Raw genomic sequence first — 23,096 nt, 5'->3', positions numbered from 1 at the left:
CTGTATCGGAACTGTACGCTCGGACGCCGGTAACTGACAATCGTTGTCGACAACTCGAAGAACCGAAAGGACGTGCAGTGCCGATGGAGAACCTCGAGGCGCCCGACAGGAGAACGCCCCTGGTCGTGGTGTGCGGGCCGGAGGATCTCGGCGCCGCGGTGAGCGCGACGTTCCAGGAGCCGGGCACGATCGTCCTGCACCACGACCTCTCCGACGCCACCGTCGGTGTCGTGCGGCGGCGGACGGTCCGGATGGACGACGACGGCACGCCGACCACCCGGGTCGTCGACCTGGCGGGTCTCGGGTGCTGCGTCTCCTGCCTGCTGCGGGAGGATCTGCTGCCCCTGCTGCGATCGGTCTCCGCGGACTCGTCCGTGCGACGCATCGTCGTCCGGGTCGATCCCTCGCTGGAGGTCGAGGCGATCTGCTGGGCGATCGAGAACACCGTCGTCACCGGCATGGTCGGCCGGGTGGACGCCACGGCGTCGCGAGACGTGCGCATCGAGGCGGTCGTCGGCTGCGTCGACGGCGCGACCTGGCTGTCCGACGCCACCGGCGACGAGCTCGTCGGCGAACGGGCGTTCCCGCCCGGGCCCGACGGCGGTCAGGTCGTGGATCTTCTCGACGACCGCACCGTCGCGCAGGTCGCCGTCGGCACCGTTCGAGGATCCGATCTGCTGGTCGTCGCGGACACCGGAGTCGATCGGTGGGACGCCGCGCGCCTCGATGCGGTACTGGCGCGGCTCGCACCACGCGCGCCGCGGGTCTGGATCCTGCCGGGCGAACGTCCGCGAGACCTGCTGGCCCGCGTTCCGGCGACGGCGCGGCGAGGACTCGTCGACGACGCCCACGCGCCACTGCTCGACGGGCAGCCGCCGCTGTCGGCGGAGTGCGGCGTCACCCTGGTCGAGTTCACGGACCGACGGCCGTTCCACCCGGGCCGGCTGCACGACGCGATCGATGTTCTCCTCGACGGTGTCGTCGCCACCCGCGGTCGGCTGTGGGTGGCCACGCAACCCGACGCCGTGCTGTGGCTCGAGTCCGCCGGCGGTGGGCTCCGGGTTGCCTCCGCGGGCTCGTGGCTCGCGGCCATGGCACCGGACGACTACGAGGAGGCGCCCACCGCCCGCCGCGCTCTCGCCGCACTCGCATGGGACGAGGAGTACGGGGACCGCGCGCAGTCGCTGGTGGTGCTGGTGCACGAGGCAGATCCCGAGCACGTGTACGCGGCGCTGTCCGACGCGCTGCTCACGCCGGACGAGCTCGAGACTCCCGAGCTCTGGGCCGAGTGGGCCGACCCTTTCGGGCAGTACCACGAAGATCCCTGCGAGACAGACAGTTCCGCCGTCGGGGCGGACGACGACAGAAGGGCTGCACAGTGAAGAAGAACGTACATCCGGACTACCATCCGGTCGTATTCCAGGACTCCGGGACGGGATCGATGTTCCTGACGAGGTCGACCGTCACCAGCGATCGCACCGTCGAGTACTCGGACGGTCGCACATATCCGCTGGTGGTCGTCGACGTCACCAACGAGTCGCACCCGTTCTGGACCGGCGCGGCGCGGGTGATGGACACGCAGGGACGCGTCGAGAAGTTCGAGCGTCGCTACGGCACCCGCACGAGAAAGGCCTGACCCGTGGCTGTTCCCAAGAGGAAGATGTCCCGCTCGAACACGCGCAGTCGACGCTCGCAGTGGAAGGCGACGCCGCCGGATCTGGTGTCCGTCACCGTCGGCGGCGTGACGCACCGGGTGCCGCGTCGGCTGGTGAAGGCGGTGCAGACGGGACTGTTGGACCCGTCACGACTGACCTGAGGGGCTAGCATCGCCGCATGAACGTCGACGTCACCCTGCTTCCCGGCATCGGGGTACGCAAGGATTTCGCGTTGTCCACGGGGCGACGCATCGGGGTCATCACGCGCAAGGACGGCACGAACGAGCTGATCGTGTCGAAGAAGGAGGACCCGGACTCGACGCAGGCGTCGATCACGCTGACGAACGAGGAGGCGGCGGCGCTCGGCAACCTGCTGGGCACGCCGCAACTCGTCGCGCAGCTGGGGGAGGAGCACCGCGACCTCCCCGGTATCCGGACCCGGCAGTTGCCGATCCACGAGGGATCCCGCTTCGACGGCCGACTTCTCGGCGACACCGCCATGCGGACCAAGACCGGGGTGTCCATCGTGGCGGTCATGCGGGCGGGGCAGGTCCAGCCGTCGCCGCCGCCGAACTTCACCCTCGTCTCGGGCGACCTGCTCGTCGTCGTCGGAACGAGCGACGGTCTCGATCACGCAGCGAAGATCCTCGGTAGCTGACGGGTGGGAGAGACTGCGCTCGGACTGACCGAGCTGGGCGCTGTCTTCTTCGCGCTGGGGTTGCTCGCCAGGCTCGCTTCGCGGATCGGCATGTCCCCCATCCCGTTCTATCTGCTCGCCGGGTTGTTCTTCGGCAACGGCGGCATCGTCGAGCTCGACGGCATCGACGACTTCACCCATCTCGCGAGCGAGATCGGCGTGGTGCTGCTGCTCCTGCTCCTCGGACTCGAGTACACCGCGAACGAACTGGTCACCGGGCTGCAACGGTCGTGGACCGCGGGCCTGGTCGACCTGGTGCTGAACTTCGTGCCCGGTGCGGTGACAGCGCTGATTCTCGGCTGGGGACCGATCGGCGCCCTGGTGCTCGGCGGTGTCACCTACATCTCGTCGTCCGGCATCGTCGCCAAGGTGCTCGGTGACCTGGGCCGACTGGGCAACCGCGAGACGCCCGTCGTGCTGTCCATCCTGGTGTTCGAGGACCTCATGATGGCGCTCTATCTGCCGATCCTCACCGCGGTGCTCGGCGGCGTCAGCATTCTCGGCGGCGCCGAGGCCGTGGGGATCTCCCTGTTGGTCGTCGCCGTCGTGCTGGTCGTCGCACTGCGGTACGGGTGGGTGGTGTCGAAGGTGGTCGCCAGCCGGGACCGAGAGGTGGTGCTGCTGAAAGTCTTCGGGCTCGCCCTCCTGGTGGCCGGAATCGCGTCGGCGATGCAGGTGTCCGCGGCCGTGGGGGCGTTCCTGCTCGGGATCGCCATCTCGGGATCCACCGCCCAGGCCGCCACCCGGGTGCTCGAGCCCTTGCGTGACCTGTTCGCGGCCATCTTCTTCGTCGTGTTCGGGTTCAACACCGACCCGCGCTCGATCCCGCCCGTCCTCGGGTACGCGGTGCTGCTCGCAGTCATCACCGCGGTGACCAAGGTGGCCACCGGCGCGTGGGCCGCGAAGCAGATCGGCGTGGGACAGCTGGGCCGGATGCGTGCCGGGGCAGCACTGATCGCGCGCGGCGAGTTCTCCATCGTCATCGCGGGTCTGGCCGTCGCGGCCGGCGCCGTGGAGAGCGAGCTGGCCGCACTCGCCACGGCCTACGTGCTGATCATGGCCGTCGCCGGACCCATCGCAGCCAGGGTCGTCGAGCCCGTGACGCTGCGCGTGCTGGCGGCGCGGGGTCCGACGTCATGAGACCGGCCTGTTGCAGCGATGCCTTCTTCGCCGCGAGCGCTGCCCGAGCCGCTGACCGGTCCCGGGTCCACTGCGCGACCACCTCGTCGGCGTCGACGCGGCCGATGGGTACCTGAGGTCCCACGGGCGCCCGCAGCCAGTCCATGATGCGCGCGTTCAGATCCTTGACGATCGCACGGACCGCGTCCTCGGACCGTACGTCCCGCAACGCCTCCGGGAGACGCTCGACCTCCTTGCGCAGGCGGAGCGGCGTCGGCAGAAGAGCATCGCCCGAGAGGTTCTCGCGCTTCAGATACCCCCGCACCCAGGACAACTCGTCGGTGCTCGACGGCGGGATCGGCTTGCCGAGGCCCGGCAGGTTCTCGAAGGCGCCGTTCTCCTGAGCGGACGCGATCTGCCGGTCCACCCACGTCTGGACACTGATGTCCGACGGCTTGCGTTCCGTCATGCGACGAGACCTCCTGCGCTGCTGTGCCTATCCGACGGGGTCGGACCCGAGCTCCTCCACGAAGTCGCGGACCAGTTGCTCCGCGATCACCCGAGCCTTGACGTTGGCGGCCTGACTCATCGTCGCGATGTGGTCGAAGGCCGCCTCCGGCGACATCCGCTGCGTGACCATCAGCAGGCCCACTGCCTGACTCAGGACACTGCGGCTGTCGAGCGCCGTGCGCAGCGAGGACACCTCGCGTTGCGCGCTGCCGAGCAGCTGCTCCCGCAACCGGGCGAGCTCGAGGTGCACCCGGACACGTGCGACGAGCTCCGCCGGCTGGAACGGCTTGGTCACGTAGTCGTCCGCACCGAGGCGGAGGCCTTCGACGACCGACTCGGATCCCGCACGTGCACTGAGCAACACGATCGGGACGCGCACCAGCCGGCCGTCGGACCTCGCCTCGTCGACGAGCGAGAGACCGGAGCGTCCCGGCAGCATGATGTCGCTGAGGATGACGTCCGGCGGGTGGGCGCGGGCGTGCGCCATCGCGGAGTCGACATCGGCGAACATGGTCACGTGCCAGTTCTGTTCGCGGAGCAGTCCGACGAGGTAGTCGCGCATGTCGGCGTTGTCCTCGACGAGCACCACCTGGCGCTGATCGGGTGTCGGATCGGTCCGGACGCCGTCCAGCGGTCGCCAGGTGTCGGCTTCACCGATGTACCCGGCGCCCAACGCTTCCGCGACCTCCTGTGTGGTGGCGTCGGAGGCGGGCGGCGCGGACGCCACCGTGCGGGGAAGCGTCACGGTGAACGTGGATCCCGTGCCGTCCGGGCCGTCGCTCACGTCGATGGTGCCGTGCAGGGCGGCCACGAGGTCGCGCACCAGGGAGAGTCCGACGCCGGACCCCTCGCGGCTGCGACCGGCGGCGGCCGCGACCTGATAGAACCGGTCGAAGATCTTCGCTCGGTCGGCCTCGGGGACACCCGGCCCGGTGTCCGTGACCGTCAACGTCACCGTGTCCGCGTCGTCTCGCAGGCTCACGGTCACCGATCCCGCCGTCGTGAACTTGACCGCGTTGGACACCAGGTTCATCACCACGTGAGTCCACATCGTGCGGTCCATCTCGGCGAAGCGGTGGGTGACGCCGTCGAGTGCGAGGTGCAGTTCCACGCCGGCCCGCGCCGTCGCGTCGCGGAACATCGAGGCGCAGTCCGTGGTGAGCGAGACGATGTCGGTCGGTTCGAGAGACACGACGAATCCGTCGGCATCGCCGCGGGCGACGTCGAGCAGGGTGTCCACCAGTCGCTGCAGTCGCAGTGCCGCGCGCCGCGCGGTCTGCAGCGATCGCACCCGGTGCGGCGGCAGTGGGTTCTCCTGGTCGTCCACCACGTCGCCCAACGGACCCAGGAGCAGTGTCAGCGGGGTGCGGAACTCGTGGCTGACGTTCTCGAAGAACCGGGTCTTGGCAGCATCCAGCTCTTCCAGGTCGCGAGCCCGGCGGCGTTCTGCCGCATACGAGTACGCATCCGTCAGCGCCGTCGAGATGCGTCCGGCCACCAGATCGAGGAACACGCGGTACGGCTCGTCGAAGCGCCGCAACGCGCTGATGCCGGCCACGAGAACGCCGACGGGTCGGCCCGACGACGCGTGCAGGGGGAGCACGACGGCGGTCGTGCCCACGATCTCGCCGACACCGCTCGTGCTGACGCGATCGATCACGCCGCGATCGACGGTCGTGGCGGTGTGCGGCCGACCGGGGAGCGTCGCGGACGTCGAGGCGACGGGACGGATCTCGCCGAGTTCCGCGTCGTGGGTGGTGCGGAGGTGGATGGACGCGAACGGCACGTCGGCCTCGTTGCCGGCGAGCAGGTCCAGTGACGCCCGGCAGACGTCGTCGATGTCGCGGGAGGCCACGGAGATCGAGCCCAGCTCGTGCAGCACCGACATGCGGCGCTCCGCCAGCACCTGCTGGGTCACGTCGGTGGTGGCGACGAAGACCCCGTTCACCGTGTCGCCGGAACCGAGGATCGGGCTGTAGGAGAACGTGAAGAACGTCTCCTCGAGGTAGCCGAAACGGTCCAGCAGGACGCGCTGACGGGTGCGATGGACGGCGGTGCCGCGCAGGGCGTCGTGCGCCAACGGGCCGAGCTGCTCCCAGCCGACGCGCCAGCAGTCCGCGGCGCGCTGGCCCACGGCCTCGGGAAACAGGTCGCCTGCCATCGGGGTGTAGGCGTGGTTGAAGAGCTGGACCAGATCCTCGCCCCACCACACGAGCTGTCCCACCTCGGACGGGAACAGCGTGCGGATGGCGGTCACCAGTGCGTCCGGCCAGTTCTCGACCGGTCCGAGTGACGTCGTCGACCAGTCGAACTCGCGATGGGCGGTCGAGGTGGCGTCCGTGCCGGGGAACAGCTCGTCGCGGGTCGTCACGCGACCACGTGCATCATGCGAGCACACCCGTCATGCGCTGTGTGCTGTCGTCGTCCCCGGCATTCCTGATGAACCTTCCTCGCGCGTCTCCGTACAGTGTAAAGGTGCGCGCGGGGTGGTGACGACTGCGAGCGGATCAGGCCAGCGCACTCCCGGCGAGCCACTCGGACCACGGGACGCTCCAGTCACCGTTCTGCCACTGCTGCAGCGGTGCACCGCCGGTGTCGCGCACCTCGACGACGTCGCCGGGCACCGAGAAGTCGTAGAACCAGGACGCGTTGGCCCGGCTCAGGTTGAGGCAGCCGTGCGAGACGTTGGTGTTGCCCTGCGCCCACACGGTGTCCTCGAGTTCGTGCAGGTAGATGCCGTCGTTGCTGATGCGCGTCGCGTAGTTGATCGACTCCTTGTACCCGAGGCGCGAGTTCACCGGCAGGCCGTACGTCGAGGAGTCCATGATCACCGGGTTCGCCTTGTCCAGCACGGTGTAGACGCCGGGCTGAGTCCAGAACGTCAACGTCTGGCCACCGACGGTCTCGCTGCCGCCCATGCCCATCGACGTGGGCATGGTGCGCACGAGCGTGCCGTTCTCGTACACCTCTACCTGCTTGGTGTCGTCGTCGGCGACGGAGACGTGCGAGTCGCCGATGGTGAACGACGTGGTGACGTCCTCCTGTCCGAAGAGGCCCTCACCGACCTCGACGCCGTACACCTTCGCGGAGATGGTCACCGCGGTTCCGGGCGTGTAGTAGTTCTCCGGCCGCCAGTGGACGTTCTGGTCGTCGGCCCAGTACCAGGATCCGGTCACGGCGGGCGTGGTCTGGACGGACAGCGTGCGCTCGGCGGCGGCGCGGTCACCGATGGGCTCGTCGAAGTGCACCACCGCGACGATGCCGACGCCGAAGGTGCCCCCGTCCGTGAGCAGGTTGCCGCCCGACGTCACGAAGGACGGCAGCGTGTAGTTGTCCGGCTCCACGGTCGTGAACGTGCTCGTCTGCTCGTGCGCGGCGCCGTCGGTCGCCTCGGTGTCGATCTCCAGTGAGTACTGCTTCCCGTAGCCGAGCGTGGTGGCCGGCTTCCAGGTGGATCCGTCGGGTGTCACGACCCCGTCGACGACGACACCGTCCGCGTTCGTCATCCGCACCGCGGTGATGGTGCCGTTCGACGCCGTCACGCTCACCGGCGCGAGCGGGTTGACGTCGGCCGCGCCGTCCGGCGGGTCGAGGGTGAGGGTCGGCGCGGGTGCGGCCTGCGTCGTCTCCGGCGCGCCGCCGGAATCACCTCCCGAGCCGCCGTCACTCGATCCGATGGTGCAGGCCGAGGCCAGCAGCATCACGAACGCGAGGCACGCCAGGAGAACGGTGCGGAGAAGGGCAGGACGGGACGACATGCGGGTGCTCCGTAAGGTGCGGAATCGGGCAGCGCGACGACACGGCGCTGACCACCACGGTAGCGCGTGCGCGGCGCTCACCCCCGCCGAGCGGGAGTGCGGGTTCGATGGAAGCATCGCGGGCATGACCACGACTCGCCGCCGATCCTCCGTCCCGGACGCGTTGCCGCCCCAGGTGGTCGTCCTCTTCGGTGCCACCGGAGACCTGGCCAAACGCAAGCTGCTCTCGGGGATGATGCACCTCGTCCTGTCCGAACTGGCGCCGCGGATGCGCGTCGTCGGTACGTCGTTGCAGGAGATGACGTCGGACGAGTTCCGAGCGATGGCGAAGGAGGCGATCGAGCAGTTCTCCACGCGCACACCGACGGAGGACGAGTGGGACCGCTTCGCGACTCGCCTGACCTACGTGCCCCAGACCGCCGGCCCGCAGGCGTTGTCGGACGCGGTGGCAGCGGCGGAGAAGGAACTCGGGGACGGCGTGCAGCGGCTGCACTATCTGTCGGTACCGCCGTCCGCGGCGCTCGCCGTCATCGACATGCTCTCCGAGGCGACGCTCGTCGAGCGGGCCCGCATCATCATGGAGAAGCCGTTCGGCACCGATCTCGCCAGCGCCGTCGCGCTCAACGCGGCTGTGCACGAGACCTTCGCCGAGGAGCAGATCTTTCGCATCGACCACTTCCTCGGCAAGGAGCCGGCGCAGAACATCCTCGCGTTCCGCTTCGCCAACGGTCTCTTCGAGCCGATCTGGAACCGCACGTTCATCCAACACGTGCAGATCGACGTGCCCGAGACTCTGGGACTGGACGGCCGCGCCGGCTTCTACGAGTCGACGGGTGCCTTCAAGGACATGGTGGTGACCCACCTGTTCCAGGTACTGGCCTTCACGGCCATGGAACCGCCCACCGCGCTGGAACCCGAGGCGATCAAGGAGGAGAAGAACAAGGTCTTCCGCTCCATGCTTCCCCTCGATCCGCGGAACGTCGTGCGCGGCCAGTACTCCGGCTACCGCAGCGAGAAGGACATCGCCCCCGACTCGGACACCGACACCTTCGTCGCCCTGAAGTGCCACATCGACAACTGGCGGTGGGCGGGTGTGCCGTTCTATCTCCGGACCGGCAAGAAGCTGGCCGAGGGGCAGCGCATCATCTCGATCGCGTTCCGGGAGCCGCCCAAGTCGATGTTCCCGGCGGGCTCCGGCGTCGGCGCCCAGGGGCCGGACCACCTGACCTTCGACCTCACCGACTCGTCGAAGGTGTCGCTCTCCTTCTACGGCAAGCGGCCGGGCCCGGGCATGCGCCTGGACAAGCTCAGCATGCAGTTCGCGTTGCACGAGACGGAGAGTGCCGCAGACGTTCTGGAGGCGTACGAGCGGCTGATCCTCGATGCGATGCACGGGGATCACACGCTGTTCACCACGTCCGAGGGCATCGAGCGGCTGTGGGAGGTCTCGGCACCGCTGCTCGAGGACCCGCCGCCCGTCCGGTCCTACGCGCCGGGATCGTGGGGTCCCAACGCGATCCACAGTCTGGTCGCGCCCGATGCGTGGCGGCTGCCGTTCGAGCGCGAGTGGCGCGGGGAGTGACCTAGTTGCAGGTACTCGGCGCCGGTGTCCCGGCGAACCGGCCGTCCAGCCATTCCGCCGGCGCACTTCCGAGGTTCAGGATGCCGTGGCCCTGTCCCGGTGCCTCGCGGAGCTCGATGGTGTCGCCGAGTGCGCACGCTCGCTGCACCGCGGCCACCGTCCACTCCGGGAGTGCGAGTCGATCCAGTTCGCCGTAGCCGACGAACATGGGCGCGGTCGCCGCGGCGCCCGGCACTCCGGCCTCGGTGAGCCACGCGCGCAGACGATCTGCGGCGGCCTCGTCCACCGGTGCGTAGTCCGACGGTGTGACGGACTCGGCGATCGCGCTCTCGAGACCGTCGTTCTCGCCCTCGCAGGCGGCGAAGACGTCCCGGCGTTCGTACAGCACACCGCGGAGGTAGTCGGTCACCTGGAGGTCGGGGTGCGCGACGGACAGCCCTGTCAGGACCGACGGCACCAGCGCGACCTGTTCGGCGGTGAGTGTTCCGGCCACCATCGCGTCGACGAGCGGGCTCAGGTCGGTCGCGGGGGACATGCTGATGGTGCCGACGAGGCGGAGTCCGTCGCCGTAGTCGGCGGCCCGTTCGTTGGCGGCCCACACCGCCTGCCCGCCCTGGGAGACGCCGTAGCCGATCCAGGAGTCGGACGCCGTCGGTTCCACCTCGCGCGCTGCGCGCACCGCGTCGATCACGTTGTTGCCGGCCGTGGCGGCATCGAGGTACGGGTGCGGACCCGGGGTGCCCAGGCCCTCGTAGTCGGTCATGGCGACCACGTAACCGTTGGCGAGGAAGGGGATCACGGTGGTGAGCGCCCCCAGCAGCCCGATGTGGGTGGACGGCGCGCACCGACTGTCGGTACCGGTGGTCGCGTGGCCGACGGAGACGACCGGCCACCCACCCGCCGGTGGGTCGCCGCGAGGAACGAGGACCAGCCCGCTCACCTCGGTGGCGGAGCCGTCGATGCCGGAGGTCGAACGGTAGAGCACCGTCTTCGACACCGCTGTCAGGGTGGCGAGCGCGGGATAGCCCGCGAAGTCACGGGGGGTGCCCAGCAGTGAGCCGGCGGCGACGTCGGCGAGAGAGTCGACGGCCGTCTCCGGGTCCGACTCTCCGGGCAGCCCAGCGCAACTCGCGCAGAGGACGACCAACACCGACAGCCAGGTCAGCGCGACGTGGCGGCGCGCGGTCGTCGTCTCGATCGCGGCCACCGCACGTCACTCCCCGTCGGAGCGCAGGTCGGCCGTGTTCCGGCTCAGCAGGCCGACGGGATCGGCACACGCGCGGGCGAGGGCACGGTCGACCGTCTCGGTCTCGATCATGCCGCTGCAGAACGACGCCGAGTACGAACGTCCGCCCTGGACCTGCGAGACGAGGATCGAGATGCCGTCCGGGCCGTCGGGTTCGAGAGAAGCCGTCATCTGACGGGGCCGACCGTCGTCGAGCCAGGGAAGATGGTCGTAGATCGAGAGGGTGCCCAGGTCGCTCACCGCGAGTCGCGGTCGGTCGGGCACCGTGACGACGTCCTCGCTCGGCGCCGGCGCCGGGGCTGTCCGGTGACCCTTGAGAGTTGCTCGGGCATCGGCCATTCCGAGCACGGCGATGGGCCAGCCGGAGTCGATGACCTGCTTCATGACACCGGCGACGTCACCCGGCGTCGGCAGCACGGGCAGGCGGACCGGGATACCGATCGCGAAGTTGCCGTGTTCCGCGCGGTGCTTCTCGTCGAGGTACCGGCGGCAGTTGAAGAGGATCATGACGTGCTCGTCGAGGGGGACACCCTCGGAGCGCAGAGCGGCGACGAGCAGAGCGACCGACACCGACGCGCCGGTGGCGCCCGGCGCGTTCGCCTTCGACCACGATCGCAGTTCCGCCACCTGCTCGGGACGCATGTAGGCCGCGCGCGTGGTCTTCGACGATTCCCAGTGCTCGATACGGCGCGTCGGCGCCCCGTCGGCCGTCGCGTCACGCCGTTTGTGGACGGCGCGTAGGCGCCGGAAGTCCTGCAGGGCACGAGGGTTGGATCGGTAGTGCCGCCGCAGAGCACTCCACGTGGCGCTTCTCGGCAGCGACGGCGCCATGCTGCGTGCGATCGCGAAGCCGGGGTCGCTCGCGGCGGCGCCGACCAGCAGTACACCGAGCTGACCGTCGCCCACGCCGTGGGAGTAGTGGACCACGGCGTAGTCACCGCACAGCACGATCTCCACGGGGGCGCGTACACCGTCGCGGGTGCGCACCCGGTCCATCAGCTCACCGAGATCGTCGGTGGCCAGATCCGGTCTGCTGGTGACGGCAGTGCCGGCGCCGATGTCGGTGCGGTACGCCCAGTTCCGACTGTCCGAGCGGGGATCGAGCCGGATGCGGGAGGTGGGGGACGCGTTCTCCGCCGCGGCGAGCATCGCCCGCGCGGCGGCGACGTCGAGACCCGCCGTCGGCCCGACGACGGCGAGGGTCTGCGCGGACGCGAAGGTGCGGTCGAGTTCGGTCGACGGGTACTCAGACTGCGGCATCGATCACCTCCTGCATCCGTGAGCGGAAGTTGGCTCGCGAGAAGCCTTCCGCCCAGACGCGGATCTGCGCTCGATCGAACTGGGCCGGGTCGAACGACGTCATGGCGTCGGCGAAACCGGTGACGATCTCGTCGTCGGTACCGGGCTGCACGTGCAATCCGGTGGTGCCGTGGATGACCGAGTCGACGGCACCACCCTCACCGAGCGCGATGACCGGGGTACCGGTGGCCATCGACTCGACGGGAACGATGCCGAAGTCCTCGATGCCGGGCATCAGCAGTGCACGCGTGGAGCGGTGGAGCTCGAGCAGCTTCTCGTGCGAGACGCGGCCGAGGAACACCGTCTTCGGTCCGGCGAGGGCGCGGCACTGCTCCATCGCGCGGCCGTCGCCGGCGACGATGAGCGGTACGTCCGCCAGGGCTGCCGCACGGATCGCGATGTCGGGACGCTTGTACGGCACCAGGCGACCGGCGAGCAGGAAGAAGTCCTCACGCTCCACCGTCGGATCGGGAGTGAAGCCCTCGGTGTCGACGGGTGGGTGCACCACCACGGCGTCGTCTCGTCCCCACCAGCGCGAGATGCGGTCCGCGACGGCGGTCGAGTTGGCGACGACGGTGGTCAGACGCGGCGCGGCTCCTGTCTCGCAGCGCCGTGCGACGGCCGACAGTGCCGTGAGGATCGCGGCACCTGCGCGGCCGCCGCCCTCACCCGCCCGCAGTTCCGGATCCCACGCCCAACGCGCCGGGCTGTGCACGTAGGCGATGACGGGAGCGTCGGTCGCGTGCACGGCCTGCGTCGCGAAGGCGTGGTGGCTCACGACGACGGCCTCGGCGTCGCGCAACGGCAGACGACGGAACGCCGTCGGCATCAGCGGCAGGACCGGGGCGTAGGACCGCTGACCGATGCCGTTGTAGATCGAGTTGAGCCACGTGGTGTTCGGCGGCGTGGTCAGCCCGGCGGGAGTTCCCTCGGGACGGGCGATGGGTGCGTACACGCGCGCGCCCGGCCACTGCAGAGCGAGCTGTTCGACGACGTGCTCGGATCCGGCGATCTCGGTGAAGCGCTCGTGGACGATCGCGATCTTGTCAGTGTCTGGCATTGTGTCCGACCTGTTCCTCGGGGCGCTGGGAGGCCGTGCGTCCACCCGGAGCGGGATCGGACCGGCGCTTGCGGCCGGACGGTTGCACGACGAGGTGAGTGTGGATGCCGAACGTCCGCAGCTGCTTCAGCACTCCCTCGGCAGCTCGGCGGTCGCGTCCACCGGACGACAGTAGTACCACCGCGGTCTCGACGTCGTGCACGTCGACGAAGGTCCACCACTCGCTCGTGAGGTCGGCCCCGACGAGTGCGTCCGGGTGGCGGGGCTGCCCGCCCGTGGAGAGGGAGGTGGGAGCCGGATACACGGCGTCGTCACCGACGAGTACCAGCACGTTCTGCTCGATGCGGCCGTGGGCGGCGTGCCGAGCGCCGGCCGATCGGGTGCCGTTGCCGTTGCTGCCGTTCCCGTTGGACGACGACGCGCCCCGGTCCGACGCGGCCACCGTCGCGGCGACGATGGGCGGCAGGCCCGTGGTCACCTTCGGATCGAAGTCGGCCTGGTACTTGCGAGCGACGCGGCGGGCCCACGCGGGCCGCGGACGACGCCCGAGTCGACTGCGCAGCAACACGATCAGCTCGGCGGCGACGATGAACGCCACCAGACCCGCGACGGAGGCCTCCGAGGCCGGCATCGGTGAGACGGGGGCGGTGCTCTGCTCGGGCACGGCGAGCACCACCAGCTGGTTCCCGCCGCCCGTGCTCTGGAGCTGTGTCAGCTGGTCGCGGAGGTCGGCGAGCGACTGGTCCGATGCGGAGCGGGCGGGGTCGCCCGGGATGAGCTGGGAGTTGCGGGCTTCCTCGGCCGCGATCGAGGCTTGAACCTGCTCGAGCTGCCCCTGTGCGTTGCGGGCGGCGTTGGCCGACGACGCCTGCGACACCGTGGTCACCGTGGTGCGGGCGACCTCGAGGGCGAGCTCGGGGGAGTCCGCGGTGACGGTGAAGGTGAGCAGCGCCGGCGACGTTCCCGGGGCGAGCTCGAGGTGGGAGGCGAGCTCACCGGCGTCCCAGCCTGTGTCGACCTGCGACAGCACCTGATCGAGCACGTCGTTGTCCGCGGCCAGCCCGATGAACGGGGCGCGCAGCTGCTCGATGAACGCGTCGCCGGGGATCACCTCGCCGGTCGCCCGGATCTCCGTCACGACGGATGCCGCGTACTGCTTCTCGGTGCCGTACTCGCGGAGGGCGAAGACGCCGGCGCCGACGATCAGCGCGATGATCAGAGCGGGAAGGAACGCGCGTCCCAGTTCCCGCATGTGCCCGGCGAGATCTATCGGCGGAGGTACGTCTCCGCGGTGCACGGGGTCGTCTACGGGCGCCAACCGAATCTCCTCGAGTTGCTGGTGCGCGTGCGGTCATGCCCGGTCGACGGCATGTCCCATTCGATACTACGCAGGGACGGAGACCATTCCTGCGTAGGTGAATTGCCGTGTGTCACCGTTCGGGAGATCGGTTCGCGGGCCGTCGTGAAACCGACGCGGTACCCATTCTGGGCGCGTGAGGAATGGCTGATGGCTCTTTCTGTCGTGGCATTCATGCGGTCAATTCCGTCAACAGTCGGGGGAGGGTGATCGAGATGTCGTGACGCGTCGCGACGGTGTCCCGCGCGCGTGCTCCCATGTCCGCGCGCGCCGCGTCGTCGCCGAGCACCCTTCGCAGAGCGTCGGCCAGTGCCGCCGCGTCACCCGGCGGGACCAGCACGCCCTCCCCGCGAGCGAGGAACTCGGTGGGACCGCCGTGATCGGTGGCCACCACCGGCACCCCGTGGGACATGGCCTCGAGGACGGACAGGGGCCCCGCCTCGGGGAGAACGCTGGCCGACACCACGACGTCCCACCGGCGCAGCGCGCTGTCGGGATCGACGTGCCCGAGGAAGCGGACACGTCCCGCGAGATCGGGACGTGCTGCCCGCGTGTGCAGTTCGTCGACGTACGCCTGATCGCCGGAGAAGCTGCCGCCCGCCAGTTCGACCACCACGTCGTCGAGCCTCGCGACCGCGTCGAGCAGAACGAGGTGCCCCTTCCACGGAGTGAGGAGCGCGAGCATGCCCACGACGGGCGGCGAGTGCGTGGGGGCGGCGAAATCCTCCACGGGCCACGGCACGCCGTAGGGCACGATCTCCACCTCGATGCCGAGGTCGCGTACCGGTGCCGCCGCGGCGGACGTGCACGCGACCGCGCGGCGGACGGCGCCTCGACTCGCCGATGCCACGGCGCGCTGGCGTCCCGCCGCGATCGCATCGTGCACCAGCCAGGCGACACCGTGCGGTGGCCGGGCGAGTCGCGCTGCGGGGAGGGCGAACAGCGAGTTGACGACGGTCTGGGTCGCCGGCCGTCGCGTCACCGCACGCAGCGTCCGTGCGGCGGACACCCACCGCGCCGCCATCCTCGCCGCGGCGCCGATGCGGGCGACTCCCTGCTCTCCGCCCAGGCCCAGCTCGGGGATCGCGACGTGCACCGCGGCGTCGGGCAGCGCCTCGGACAGCGCCCCGACGGGACAGACGACGGTGACTCCGCCCGGCCCCCGCAGTGCCTCGGACACCAGCGACAGCAGCATCTTCTCGGCACCCGAGATGTTCGCGGTGTGCGCGACGAACACGGTGGTGCGATCCGGAGTCACGAGGCGACCTCCGGGGCAGGAGAGTTGCTGCGCGAGTCGCGCTTGGTCAGGAGGAACCCGCACGCGGCGACCAGGAGCGCCGCGACGACCGAGATCAGGAACCACAGGGACGGTGCCGCGTCGACGAGCAGTGTCGCCCCGACCGTCACCGCGGCCGTGACGGCGGCGAGCACGAGGATCGGCGACACGGCGAGCAGCCCCGACATGGGCATGCTGCGCTCGATCACGACCCACAGCATGATCACCGTGACACCGAACGTGACGACGGTGGCGATGGCGGATCCGTTGTAGGACAACCTCGGGATGAGCGCGACGTTGAGGCCGATGTTGAGAGCGAGGCCGAACAGCGCGACGAGCGGGTAGTGCCGCTGCATCCCCGCGGAGGCGAGCAGGAAGATGCCGAGCAGGATGAGCGACATGATCGCGGCACCGAGGACGAGGAGCCGTGCCGCGTCGGAACCGGGAGCGAAGCGCTCGCCGTAGAGCAGGCGGATGAGCGGCTCGGCAGAGGGCCAGAAGCCGGCGACGGCGACGGCGCCGAAGGTCGCGAAGTACAGTCCCGCGGAACGGGATCGGGCGCGGAACGTGGCCGTCTCGCTCGGCCAGGCCGCCACGAGGAGGGTGCTCACCGGCGCCACGGCGGCCAGCGCGATGGTGTCCATCATGTCGGAGAACTTGTAGCCGATGGAGTACAGGCCGACCGCGTCGAAGGTGTCGAGAAGGCTCAGCATCAGGACGTCGATCTTCAGCATCGCGATGGTCAGCGCGAAGCCGATCGCGAGCGGAATCGCCTCGCGGAGGTAGGCACCCCACCGGTGGACGTCGATGTGACGAGAGGGGCGCAAGCCCACCGACCGCCGCCGCACCGCGAGACCCTTGCCGACCGCGCGGAACGCTTCGTTGAGCACGGCCGGCAGCACGAAGATCAGCAGCACCGGCGCGAAGACGGCGGCGAGGATCGTGAGCACCAGCTGCAGGCCCTGGCCCAGGCTCTCGATGACCGCGACCAGCAACAGTCGATGGCGAGCCTGGAACAGCACGGAGAGTGCGTGGGACGGCGTCGCGAACACGACGACGAGGCCGCCCAGAGCGGTCGCCGCGATGACCTCACCCGGGTACTGCAGCACCACGACGTAGCCGACGGCGAGCACGTACCCCACGAGTCCGAGCACGGTGCGCAGTGCGAGGAACGACGAGGCGGTGCGGCCGATCTCCTCGGCGTCGTCGTCCATCAGTCGGGCCAGGACGACGCGGCCGACGCCGAGGTCGGTGACGACGGACATGAGTCCGAGCAGCGCGAAGACGAAGCTGAACTGACCCCACCCCTCGGGGCTCAGCGAGCGGGCCACGATGACGCTGCCCACCCAGCCGAGTCCCGCCACGATCACGCGGGAGATCAGCACCGCCGCGGTCGCCCGCGCCGCCGCCTTCGGATCGGCGGCGAGCGCGCGATAGTCGGGTGCGGTGGTCTCAGGTGCCGTCGTCTCAGGTTCGGGGGTCTCGGGTTCGGGGATCACGGCACCCTCGACGGTGATGTCGTCGTCCATCAGAGCAGGCCTGCGTCCCGATAGGCGTCCGCGGTGCGCTCGGCGGTCCGGGCCCACGTCAGGTCGGCCATCGCGTGCAGGGCCTCGGTCACCAGGTCCGCGCGCGCCGTCTCGTCGAACATCAACGGGCTCAGTGCCTCCGCCCAGTCGTCGACCCGCTCGTTGTCGAGCAGCACGGCGCCCTTGCCGACCACCTCGGGCAGGGCGCCCACCGCACTCGCGACCACGGCGCCGCCGCACGCCATCGCTTCGACCGGGGGCAGCCCGAAGCCCTCGTAACGCGACGCGTACGCGGTGACGGTCGCCGCCGCGTACAGTGCGGGCAGGTCCTCCACGTCGACGTAGCCGAGCCCGTTCGCGTAGCGGGGTGCGTCCGGGCCCGTGGACCCCGCGCCCGCCAGGAAGAAGGGCACGCCCAGCTTCTCCGCGGCGTCGGCGACCAACTGCACGTTCTTGCGCGGCTCCACGGTGCCCACCTGCATGACGAAGCGTTCGGGCAGACCGTACTTCGCGCGCACCGTCTCCACCGCGCCGTCCTCCGGGGGCACGGCCCAGGCTGCCGGGGCGAGTTCGACGACCGCGGCGTCGCGGCCGCTGACGGCCTTGATGCGGTCGGCGGTGAACTGCGAGACGGCGATGAGCAGGTCGGCCTTGCGCAGCGACCGTCGCACGAGGCGCTGTTCGCCGGCGGCGCGGAAGCGACTCGACGCGGACGGCATGTCGATGACCGAGATGTCGTGCACCGTGGCGACGGTGGCGCCCCGGCCGACGAGGGGGAGATCGACGTCGAGCCCGTGGACCACGTCGTGCGATCCGACCGGGAGCGCACCGAGCACCGCGCGGACGGCACCGCCGGACACCGGCCGGGGGAGCGCGTCGACGCCTGTCGGCAGCTCGCCGATCGCGTCCTTCTGGACGACGGCGGCGAGGTCCGTTCCGGGGAGACGGCCGGGCAGCTCCCTCAGGAGCTCACGGATGTACGTCTGGACGCCGCTGCCGCCGGGACGGAGGGCGAGGGCCCCGAAAACGATTCGTGTTGTGCTGCTGCGCATCCCACAACTCCTAACAAGAGCCAGAAATAGACGTCGATAGGGAAGATCTCGAAATAGGTGGCCACCAGCGACGCGAACATCGCCGCGACGATGGAGGCGCCGACACCGAGTGTCAGCGCGCCGTCCTGACCGGGGAGGGTGCGGGAGAGTCGCGTGCACCAGATCAGGGCGGTCACCAGGAGCGCGAGGACGGCCCACAGTCCGATCGGACCGAGTTCGAGAGCCGTCTTCACGTAGTAGTTGTCGGGCTGGTAGTTGGTGGACAGCCCGAGCGACCCGGTGATGTTCTCACCCTGCGCCGACGAGATCCGGTCCGCTGCCGCACCACTCGACCCGAGCCCCTCGCCGAGCCAGTGGGTGCGCACCTTCTCGATGACCTCGTTCCATCGACCGCCACGTTCGTTCAGGCTGCTCGACGAGAAGAAGACCGACGTGATCTTGGGGACGAACGGCAGGATCGCGCCGACGAGCGCCGCCATGATCACGAGCAGACCGCCGAGTGCGCGGAACCGGATGATGGTCATGTAGATCAGCCCGACCGCGAGTCCGAGCAGCGCCGCTCGCACGATGGCACTCGACATGGCGACCACCATGAACGGGCTCGCGCACAGGAACAGCAGGTTGCGCCGGCGCATGGGGTTCGCGAGCGCCACGGCTCCGCCGACGAGCAGCGACAGCATCACGTAGAGCCCGAACGGGAAGGGCAGGTTGAACGTGCTGAACGTGCGGAGCAGCCCGCCCGACGTCCGGACCTGGGTGCCGTACTCGTACCCGATCGCCACGAGCGCCGCCGGTCCCGCGAGCAACTGAGCGATGCCGACCAGGGACGTGAACGCGCCCATGCCCATGAGGATGCTGACGAGGTGGTCCCGGTCGCGGGCGTCGAACGGCGCGAGCCACAGGATCGCCACCAGCAGCAGGTAGAAGAACGTCACCTTGATGCCGACGAAGCCGATGATCCCGAACGACAGCAGTGCCGACGCGGTCCCGAACACCACGAACAGGGCTGCGGCCGGCCACCAGGGCATCAGCAGTGTCGGACGACGCGGGCCCAGCGCTCGACTGCGCCGGATCCAGGCGCTGCCGAGCGTGAAGATCACCAGGCCCTCCTTCCAGCCGGCGACGAAGCCGGGCAGCGGAAGGATGGCGAGGAGACCGTTCAGCGGGACGAACGCGGCCAGCAGCAGCACCCCGAGCTGCGGTCGGTGAAAGACCGCGCTTGCCACCAGGAACGCGACGACCAGCACGACGACCGCGGTGAGACCCTCGAGGACGATCAGCATGACGGGACCGCCGACACGGTCAGTCTTCCGCCTTCTTCAGGACCGCGGCGATGGTGAGGAACAGGATCTTGATGTCGAGGGACAGCGACCAGTTCTCGATGTAGTAGTTGTCCCACTCGGCGCGGTCGGCGATGGACGTCTGTCCGCGCAGTCCGTGCACCTGCGCCCACCCGGTGACACCGGCCTTCACCCGGTGGCGCTCACCGTAGCGGCGGATCTGCATCTCGAACAGATCCACGTACGCGGGGCGCTCCGGTCGGGGACCCACGAGGCTCATGTCGCCGCGAACGACGTTGAGGAGCTGGGGCAGCTCGTCGAGCGACGTCTGACGCATGATCTTGCCGATGCGCGTCCGGCGATCGACGCCCTCGACGCCGCCCGGAGCGGCGCCCTCGACGCGAGTGAACTCGGCGTCCGAGGCACGCGGCGGACGCATGGACCGGAACTTCAGGCAGCCGAACGGTTTTCCGTCACGGCCGATGCGCTCCTGGGAGAAGAAGATGGGTCCGGGGGAGCTCGTCTTGACCAGCAGCGCGAGCACCAGGAAGACGGGAGACAGGACCAGCACGCCCAGTCCGGCCAGGGTGCGGTCCATGACGCCCTTGACGACGAACTGCCATCCCTTGGGGTCGGTGTGCGGCAGCACCATCAGGGGCAACCCGCCGAGATGCTCGACGCGGGTCCGCACGCCGACGGTGTCGAACAGGCGCGGTACTAACCACACTCGCATGCCGTTCGAGTGGGCGGTGCGGATGGCCTTGACCAGACTCTCGGTCGGAACGTCCGAGAACCCGATGACGAGCTCCTCGGCGCCGGTCTGCTCGATGGCCTGCGCGAGCTGCGACGGTGTGCCCATGTAGGGGACGGTCAGTGCCTCGGGAGTGTCGGGCTGCGGATCGACCGCGGGTGCCTTGTCGAGCACGCCCACGGGGTCGAGGCCGTACTCGGGGAACTGGTGCATGCGCGACGCCAGCTGGTGGGCGATCGGACCGCCGCCGATGATGAGCGTCGGAGCCGCCGACTTGTGGTTCACCCGCAGGTACCGCTGGATCGCGGTGCGCAGGAACCGCGCCACCGCCACCAGGATCGCCGCGGCGATCCACACCCGGACCATGAAGAGGCCGGGCCGGTACTCCGTGCCGATGACCAGCAAGATCGTCAGCACCAGCAGAGTGGCGAGCGCGACGGACGTCTCGACGGGACCGATCTCGTCGAGGAAGTTCCGGCGGAGTCCGCGTCGGTAGAGCGAGCGGGACGCCAGGATGAGCAGAACCAGCGGCACGAACAACCACGGCACCCAGCCGTAGTCGATGCCGCCCGTTCCCGGCCAGAACCTCGCCACGGCAACAGCCACGATCGCTGCCGTCGCGTCTGCCGCGATGGTGACCATCGTGTGTGCGGGATCGACGCGAAGACGGTCCGCTATTCCACGTTCATTGGACACCCTCGTGGCAGGGGCGTTGCGTAGCAACGTATCTCGCGATTCCAGTGTTTCGGACACAGGATTCACTCCGTACGGACCTAGTGGTTGACCGACCGAGGTCAACACTAGACCATTCTTTGGAGTTGTCTTCTCAGAATGGTCACGGCGCCATTACGGAAAAGCGACCGATGGACAGACTAACGAGGCGAAAATGTAGATCACGCCCGGAATGGTTCGCTCACTCGAAAATTCGCTCGCGAACCATCCACGCGATGTCCTTCAGTACCTGTACGTGCCCCGTCGTCCACTGACGTGGCTCGGCGTCCCAGACGCACAGCGTGCCCACCGCGTGACCGCCGTCGTCCACCAACGGGATGCCGAGGTAGGAGATGAAGGTCTTGTCCAGCACGCCGGGGTGGTTCATGAACTTCTCGTCGAGGCGGGCGTCCTCCACCAGCAGTGGTTCACCCAGGGCCACCGTGTGGCGGCACATTCCGGCCTCGAGGGGAATCTCCCGAGGTCGTTCTTCCTCCGGCCCGAAACCGACAGCGCTCTTGATGAACTGTCGGTCCTTGTCGATCAAGGAGATCGAGGCGCCCGGCGTGGACAACGCGTCCGCGGCCATGGCCACGATGCGGTCGTAGGCCGGTTCGGACGGGGTGTCGAGCAGCCCGGTGGCCTCGACGGCGCGCACGCGATCGGGATCGGTGACGATCGCGGGCATGTCGGATGCCGCCGGAGGTGTGGACGCGGGCGTGTCGGGCACCGGATCCGCCGTCGACTCGAGGCGCTTGAGCAGATGGCCGAGATCGGTGTCGTCCGCCTCGGCAAGTTCTTTCACCAGGCGTGTCATGACGGCGCGCCGAACATAGGCGGGCACCGTCTCGCCCACCCTCACGGCCTGCTGTTCCAGAACCTCGTTGAGGCGGGCGTCGAAGCCGTCGTTTCCCGTCGTCATTTCGCCGATACTAATGCAGGCTTGTACGGGATCGAGCGATGTGGAGAATCATCGCAGCCGGAGCCTCGCCGGTGTCCGTTTTCGCTGGTACGCCCCGCGCGGCCGCCGCTGTTAGCCTGGGCCGGTGCTCACCGATCGGTCTGTTTCGCGTTCGAGGCCGACTCGGCGCGGAGCCGGTGCCGGGTTTCTCCGGCGATGCAGCGTGTCTGGTGCCGCTGTCCTTCTCGTTCTCGTCGGTGTGCCGGCACCGGCATCCGGCGCTCCGTCGGGCGAGGTACCGCGGTGCGTCGCGGAGTCCGACGGCGTCCGGGTGGGCGGATCACCCGGCGGCTCCTTCGGATTCCTGTCGGACGAGGACCTCGGACGCGAACTCGACATTGCGAAGAATGCGGGCATGTTCTCGGTCCGCATCGACATCGACTGGTCGGTGGTGGAGCCGCAGCCCGGTCGGCGCGACTGGTCGTCGACGGACAGAGTGGTCGACGCCATCGTCGCTCGGGGTATGTGCCCGTACGCCATCGTGACCTACGCACCTGCCTGGGCGCGTGTGGCGACGGCTCGGGATCAGCCCTACGCCCGGCCGGCGAGTCCGGACGCGTTCGGGGCTTTCGCAGCACTCGCCGCGGAGCGGTACCGCGACCGAATCGTGTTGTGGGAGGTGTGGAACGAGCCGAACATCACCACCTACTTCACGCCGCTGCCCGACCCGACGGTGTACGCGCTGATGCTGCGCGCGACGTACCGCGCCATCAAGAAGGTGCAACCGGAGGCGCTGGTGCTCGCCGGCGGTATGGCGCCCGCGGTGAACAACGGCACCAACATCTCGCCGACCGCTTTCCTCTCGTCGCTCTACACCCTCGGAGCGAATCGTTATTTCGATGCCTTCAACGTCCACCCGTACACGTGGCCGTTCCTTCCGAACGATCTGTCGACGGCGCCGTGGAACACGGCGATGGCGATGTGGTCGATGCACGATGTCATGAGCGCCGAGGGTGACGGCGACAAGCAGATCTGGATCACCGAGATGGGCGCCCCCACGGGAACGAACGCGAATGCCATGAGCGAGGAGGGGCAGGCCGAGTCCATCGGCATCATGCTCAATGCCCTTCTCGGCAATTCCTGGCTCGGGCCCGCGTACGTCTACAGCATGCGTGACTCGGGCAGCGACGAGTCCGACACGGAGCAGAATTTCGGAATGGTGCGCCGCGATTTCTCGCCCAAGCCTGCGCTCGCCGAGATCACGGAATTCACGGCGGAACATTCCGGCTGACGGTGCCAGGCCGGCGCAGTGT

At 69.3% G+C, this 23,096-nt stretch carries 20 protein-coding genes; 7 read left to right on the top strand and 13 right to left on the bottom strand.

All coding sequences use genetic code 11. The features are described 5' to 3' along the window. Positions 1 to 83: 83 nt before the first annotated feature. Genes mrf through HQ312_RS08420 form a run of 5 tightly spaced genes read left to right on the top strand, consistent with a single transcriptional unit; the run spans position 84 to position 3,492 of the window. Complete coding sequence (mrf, locus tag HQ312_RS08440) at positions 84 to 1,382, top strand: ribosome hibernation factor-recruiting GTPase MRF (RefSeq protein WP_027504138.1); 1,299 nt, start codon at positions 84 to 86, stop codon at positions 1,380 to 1,382. Continuing rightward, positions 1,379 to 1,636, top strand: a complete 258-nt coding sequence (locus HQ312_RS08435; protein ID WP_027504137.1) for a type B 50S ribosomal protein L31 — start codon at positions 1,379 to 1,381, stop codon at positions 1,634 to 1,636. The genes mrf and HQ312_RS08435 overlap by 4 nt, the downstream gene beginning before the upstream one ends. Positions 1,637 to 1,639: 3 nt before the next feature. Continuing rightward, the gene (gene rpmF / locus HQ312_RS08430) at positions 1,640 to 1,816 is read left to right on the top strand and encodes a 50S ribosomal protein L32 (protein ID WP_056447007.1); all 177 of its coding nucleotides are present in this window, start codon (positions 1,640 to 1,642) and stop codon (positions 1,814 to 1,816) included. Positions 1,817 to 1,833: 17 nt separating this feature from the next. After that, positions 1,834 to 2,313: a cation:proton antiporter regulatory subunit gene (locus HQ312_RS08425; protein WP_027504135.1), complete on the top strand. Its 480-nt coding sequence runs from the start codon at positions 1,834 to 1,836 to the stop codon at positions 2,311 to 2,313. Between the two features lie 3 nt (positions 2,314 to 2,316). After that, complete coding sequence (locus HQ312_RS08420; protein WP_027504134.1) at positions 2,317 to 3,492, top strand: cation:proton antiporter; 1,176 nt, start codon at positions 2,317 to 2,319, stop codon at positions 3,490 to 3,492. Here the strand turns inward: HQ312_RS08420 and HQ312_RS08415 are convergent. The 3 genes from HQ312_RS08415 to HQ312_RS08405 all read right to left on the bottom strand — a co-directional run bounded on the left by HQ312_RS08415 (position 3,407) and on the right by HQ312_RS08405 (position 7,739). Then, positions 3,407 to 3,940: a DUF1992 domain-containing protein gene (locus HQ312_RS08415; protein ID WP_027504133.1), complete on the bottom strand. Its 534-nt coding sequence runs from the start codon at positions 3,938 to 3,940 to the stop codon at positions 3,407 to 3,409. The genes HQ312_RS08420 and HQ312_RS08415 overlap by 86 nt on opposite strands. Before the next feature lie 27 nt (positions 3,941 to 3,967). Then, positions 3,968 to 6,352, bottom strand: a complete 2,385-nt coding sequence (locus tag HQ312_RS08410) for an ATP-binding protein (protein ID WP_056447009.1) — start codon at positions 6,350 to 6,352, stop codon at positions 3,968 to 3,970. 136 nt (positions 6,353 to 6,488) lie between these two features. Further along, positions 6,489 to 7,739 carry an Ig-like domain-containing protein gene (locus HQ312_RS08405; RefSeq protein ID WP_027504131.1) on the bottom strand — a complete coding sequence of 417 codons (1,251 nt, stop codon included), beginning with the start codon at positions 7,737 to 7,739 and terminating at the stop codon, positions 6,489 to 6,491. Positions 7,740 to 7,863: 124 nt separating this feature from the next. On the opposite strand from HQ312_RS08405, the gene zwf reads away from it, so the two are divergent. Continuing rightward, a complete protein-coding gene (gene zwf / locus HQ312_RS08400; protein ID WP_056447015.1) occupies positions 7,864 to 9,321 on the top strand; it encodes a glucose-6-phosphate dehydrogenase in 1,458 nt (485 codons plus the stop codon). A 1-nt stretch (position 9,322) separates the two neighbouring features. Here the strand turns inward: zwf and HQ312_RS08395 are convergent, their stop codons facing one another. From HQ312_RS08395 to HQ312_RS08350, 10 genes are all read right to left on the bottom strand, one after another. After that, a complete protein-coding gene (locus HQ312_RS08395) occupies positions 9,323 to 10,528 on the bottom strand; it encodes a lipase family protein (RefSeq protein ID WP_308123852.1) in 1,206 nt (401 codons plus the stop codon). A gap of 6 nt (positions 10,529 to 10,534) precedes the next feature. Further along, positions 10,535 to 11,827 (bottom strand): hypothetical protein, encoded by a 1,293-nt coding sequence (locus HQ312_RS08390; protein ID WP_222638314.1) that lies wholly within the window; start codon positions 11,825 to 11,827, stop codon positions 10,535 to 10,537. Further along, positions 11,814 to 12,926, bottom strand: coding sequence for a glycosyltransferase (locus tag HQ312_RS08385; protein ID WP_027504128.1), 1,113 nt, complete (start codon positions 12,924 to 12,926; stop codon positions 11,814 to 11,816). Before HQ312_RS08385 ends, HQ312_RS08390 begins: the two co-directional genes overlap by 14 nt. Further along, on the bottom strand, positions 12,913 to 14,244 hold the full coding sequence (locus HQ312_RS08380) for a hypothetical protein (protein WP_197027710.1): 1,332 nt from the start codon (positions 14,242 to 14,244) through the stop codon (positions 12,913 to 12,915). Before HQ312_RS08380 ends, HQ312_RS08385 begins: the two co-directional genes overlap by 14 nt. 211 nt (positions 14,245 to 14,455) lie before the next feature. Next, positions 14,456 to 15,541, bottom strand: a complete 1,086-nt coding sequence (locus tag HQ312_RS08375) for a glycosyltransferase family 4 protein (RefSeq protein ID WP_308123851.1) — start codon at positions 15,539 to 15,541, stop codon at positions 14,456 to 14,458. Beyond that, positions 15,538 to 17,088 (bottom strand): flippase, encoded by a 1,551-nt coding sequence (locus tag HQ312_RS08370; protein WP_081821048.1) that lies wholly within the window; start codon positions 17,086 to 17,088, stop codon positions 15,538 to 15,540. The genes HQ312_RS08375 and HQ312_RS08370 overlap by 4 nt, the downstream gene beginning before the upstream one ends. Beyond that, the gene (locus tag HQ312_RS08365) at positions 17,088 to 18,140 is read right to left on the bottom strand and encodes a glycosyltransferase family 1 protein (RefSeq protein WP_056447022.1); all 1,053 of its coding nucleotides are present in this window, start codon (positions 18,138 to 18,140) and stop codon (positions 17,088 to 17,090) included. The genes HQ312_RS08370 and HQ312_RS08365 overlap by 1 nt, the downstream gene beginning before the upstream one ends. Continuing rightward, the gene (locus HQ312_RS08360) at positions 18,050 to 19,423 is read right to left on the bottom strand and encodes an O-antigen ligase (protein WP_222638313.1); all 1,374 of its coding nucleotides are present in this window, start codon (positions 19,421 to 19,423) and stop codon (positions 18,050 to 18,052) included. Before HQ312_RS08360 ends, HQ312_RS08365 begins: the two co-directional genes overlap by 91 nt. 19 nt (positions 19,424 to 19,442) lie before the next feature. Continuing rightward, positions 19,443 to 20,813: a sugar transferase gene (locus HQ312_RS08355; RefSeq protein WP_081821047.1), complete on the bottom strand. Its 1,371-nt coding sequence runs from the start codon at positions 20,811 to 20,813 to the stop codon at positions 19,443 to 19,445. 271 nt (positions 20,814 to 21,084) lie between these two features. Then, positions 21,085 to 21,804, bottom strand: coding sequence for a GAF domain-containing protein (locus tag HQ312_RS08350; protein WP_027504123.1), 720 nt, complete (start codon positions 21,802 to 21,804; stop codon positions 21,085 to 21,087). A gap of 202 nt (positions 21,805 to 22,006) precedes the next feature. Here HQ312_RS08350 and HQ312_RS08345 point away from each other — a divergent pair, with 202 nt between their 5' ends. Beyond that, positions 22,007 to 23,074, top strand: a complete 1,068-nt coding sequence (locus HQ312_RS08345) for a cellulase family glycosylhydrolase (RefSeq protein WP_307109166.1) — start codon at positions 22,007 to 22,009, stop codon at positions 23,072 to 23,074. Positions 23,075 to 23,096 lie beyond the last annotated feature (22 nt).

Source organism: Rhodococcus sp. BP-316 (assembly GCF_019836105.1).
Classification (GTDB): domain Bacteria; phylum Actinomycetota; class Actinomycetes; order Mycobacteriales; family Mycobacteriaceae; genus Rhodococcoides.
The sequence above is the reverse complement of the archived record's forward strand: the minus strand, read 5'-3'. Positions and strand labels throughout refer to the sequence as shown.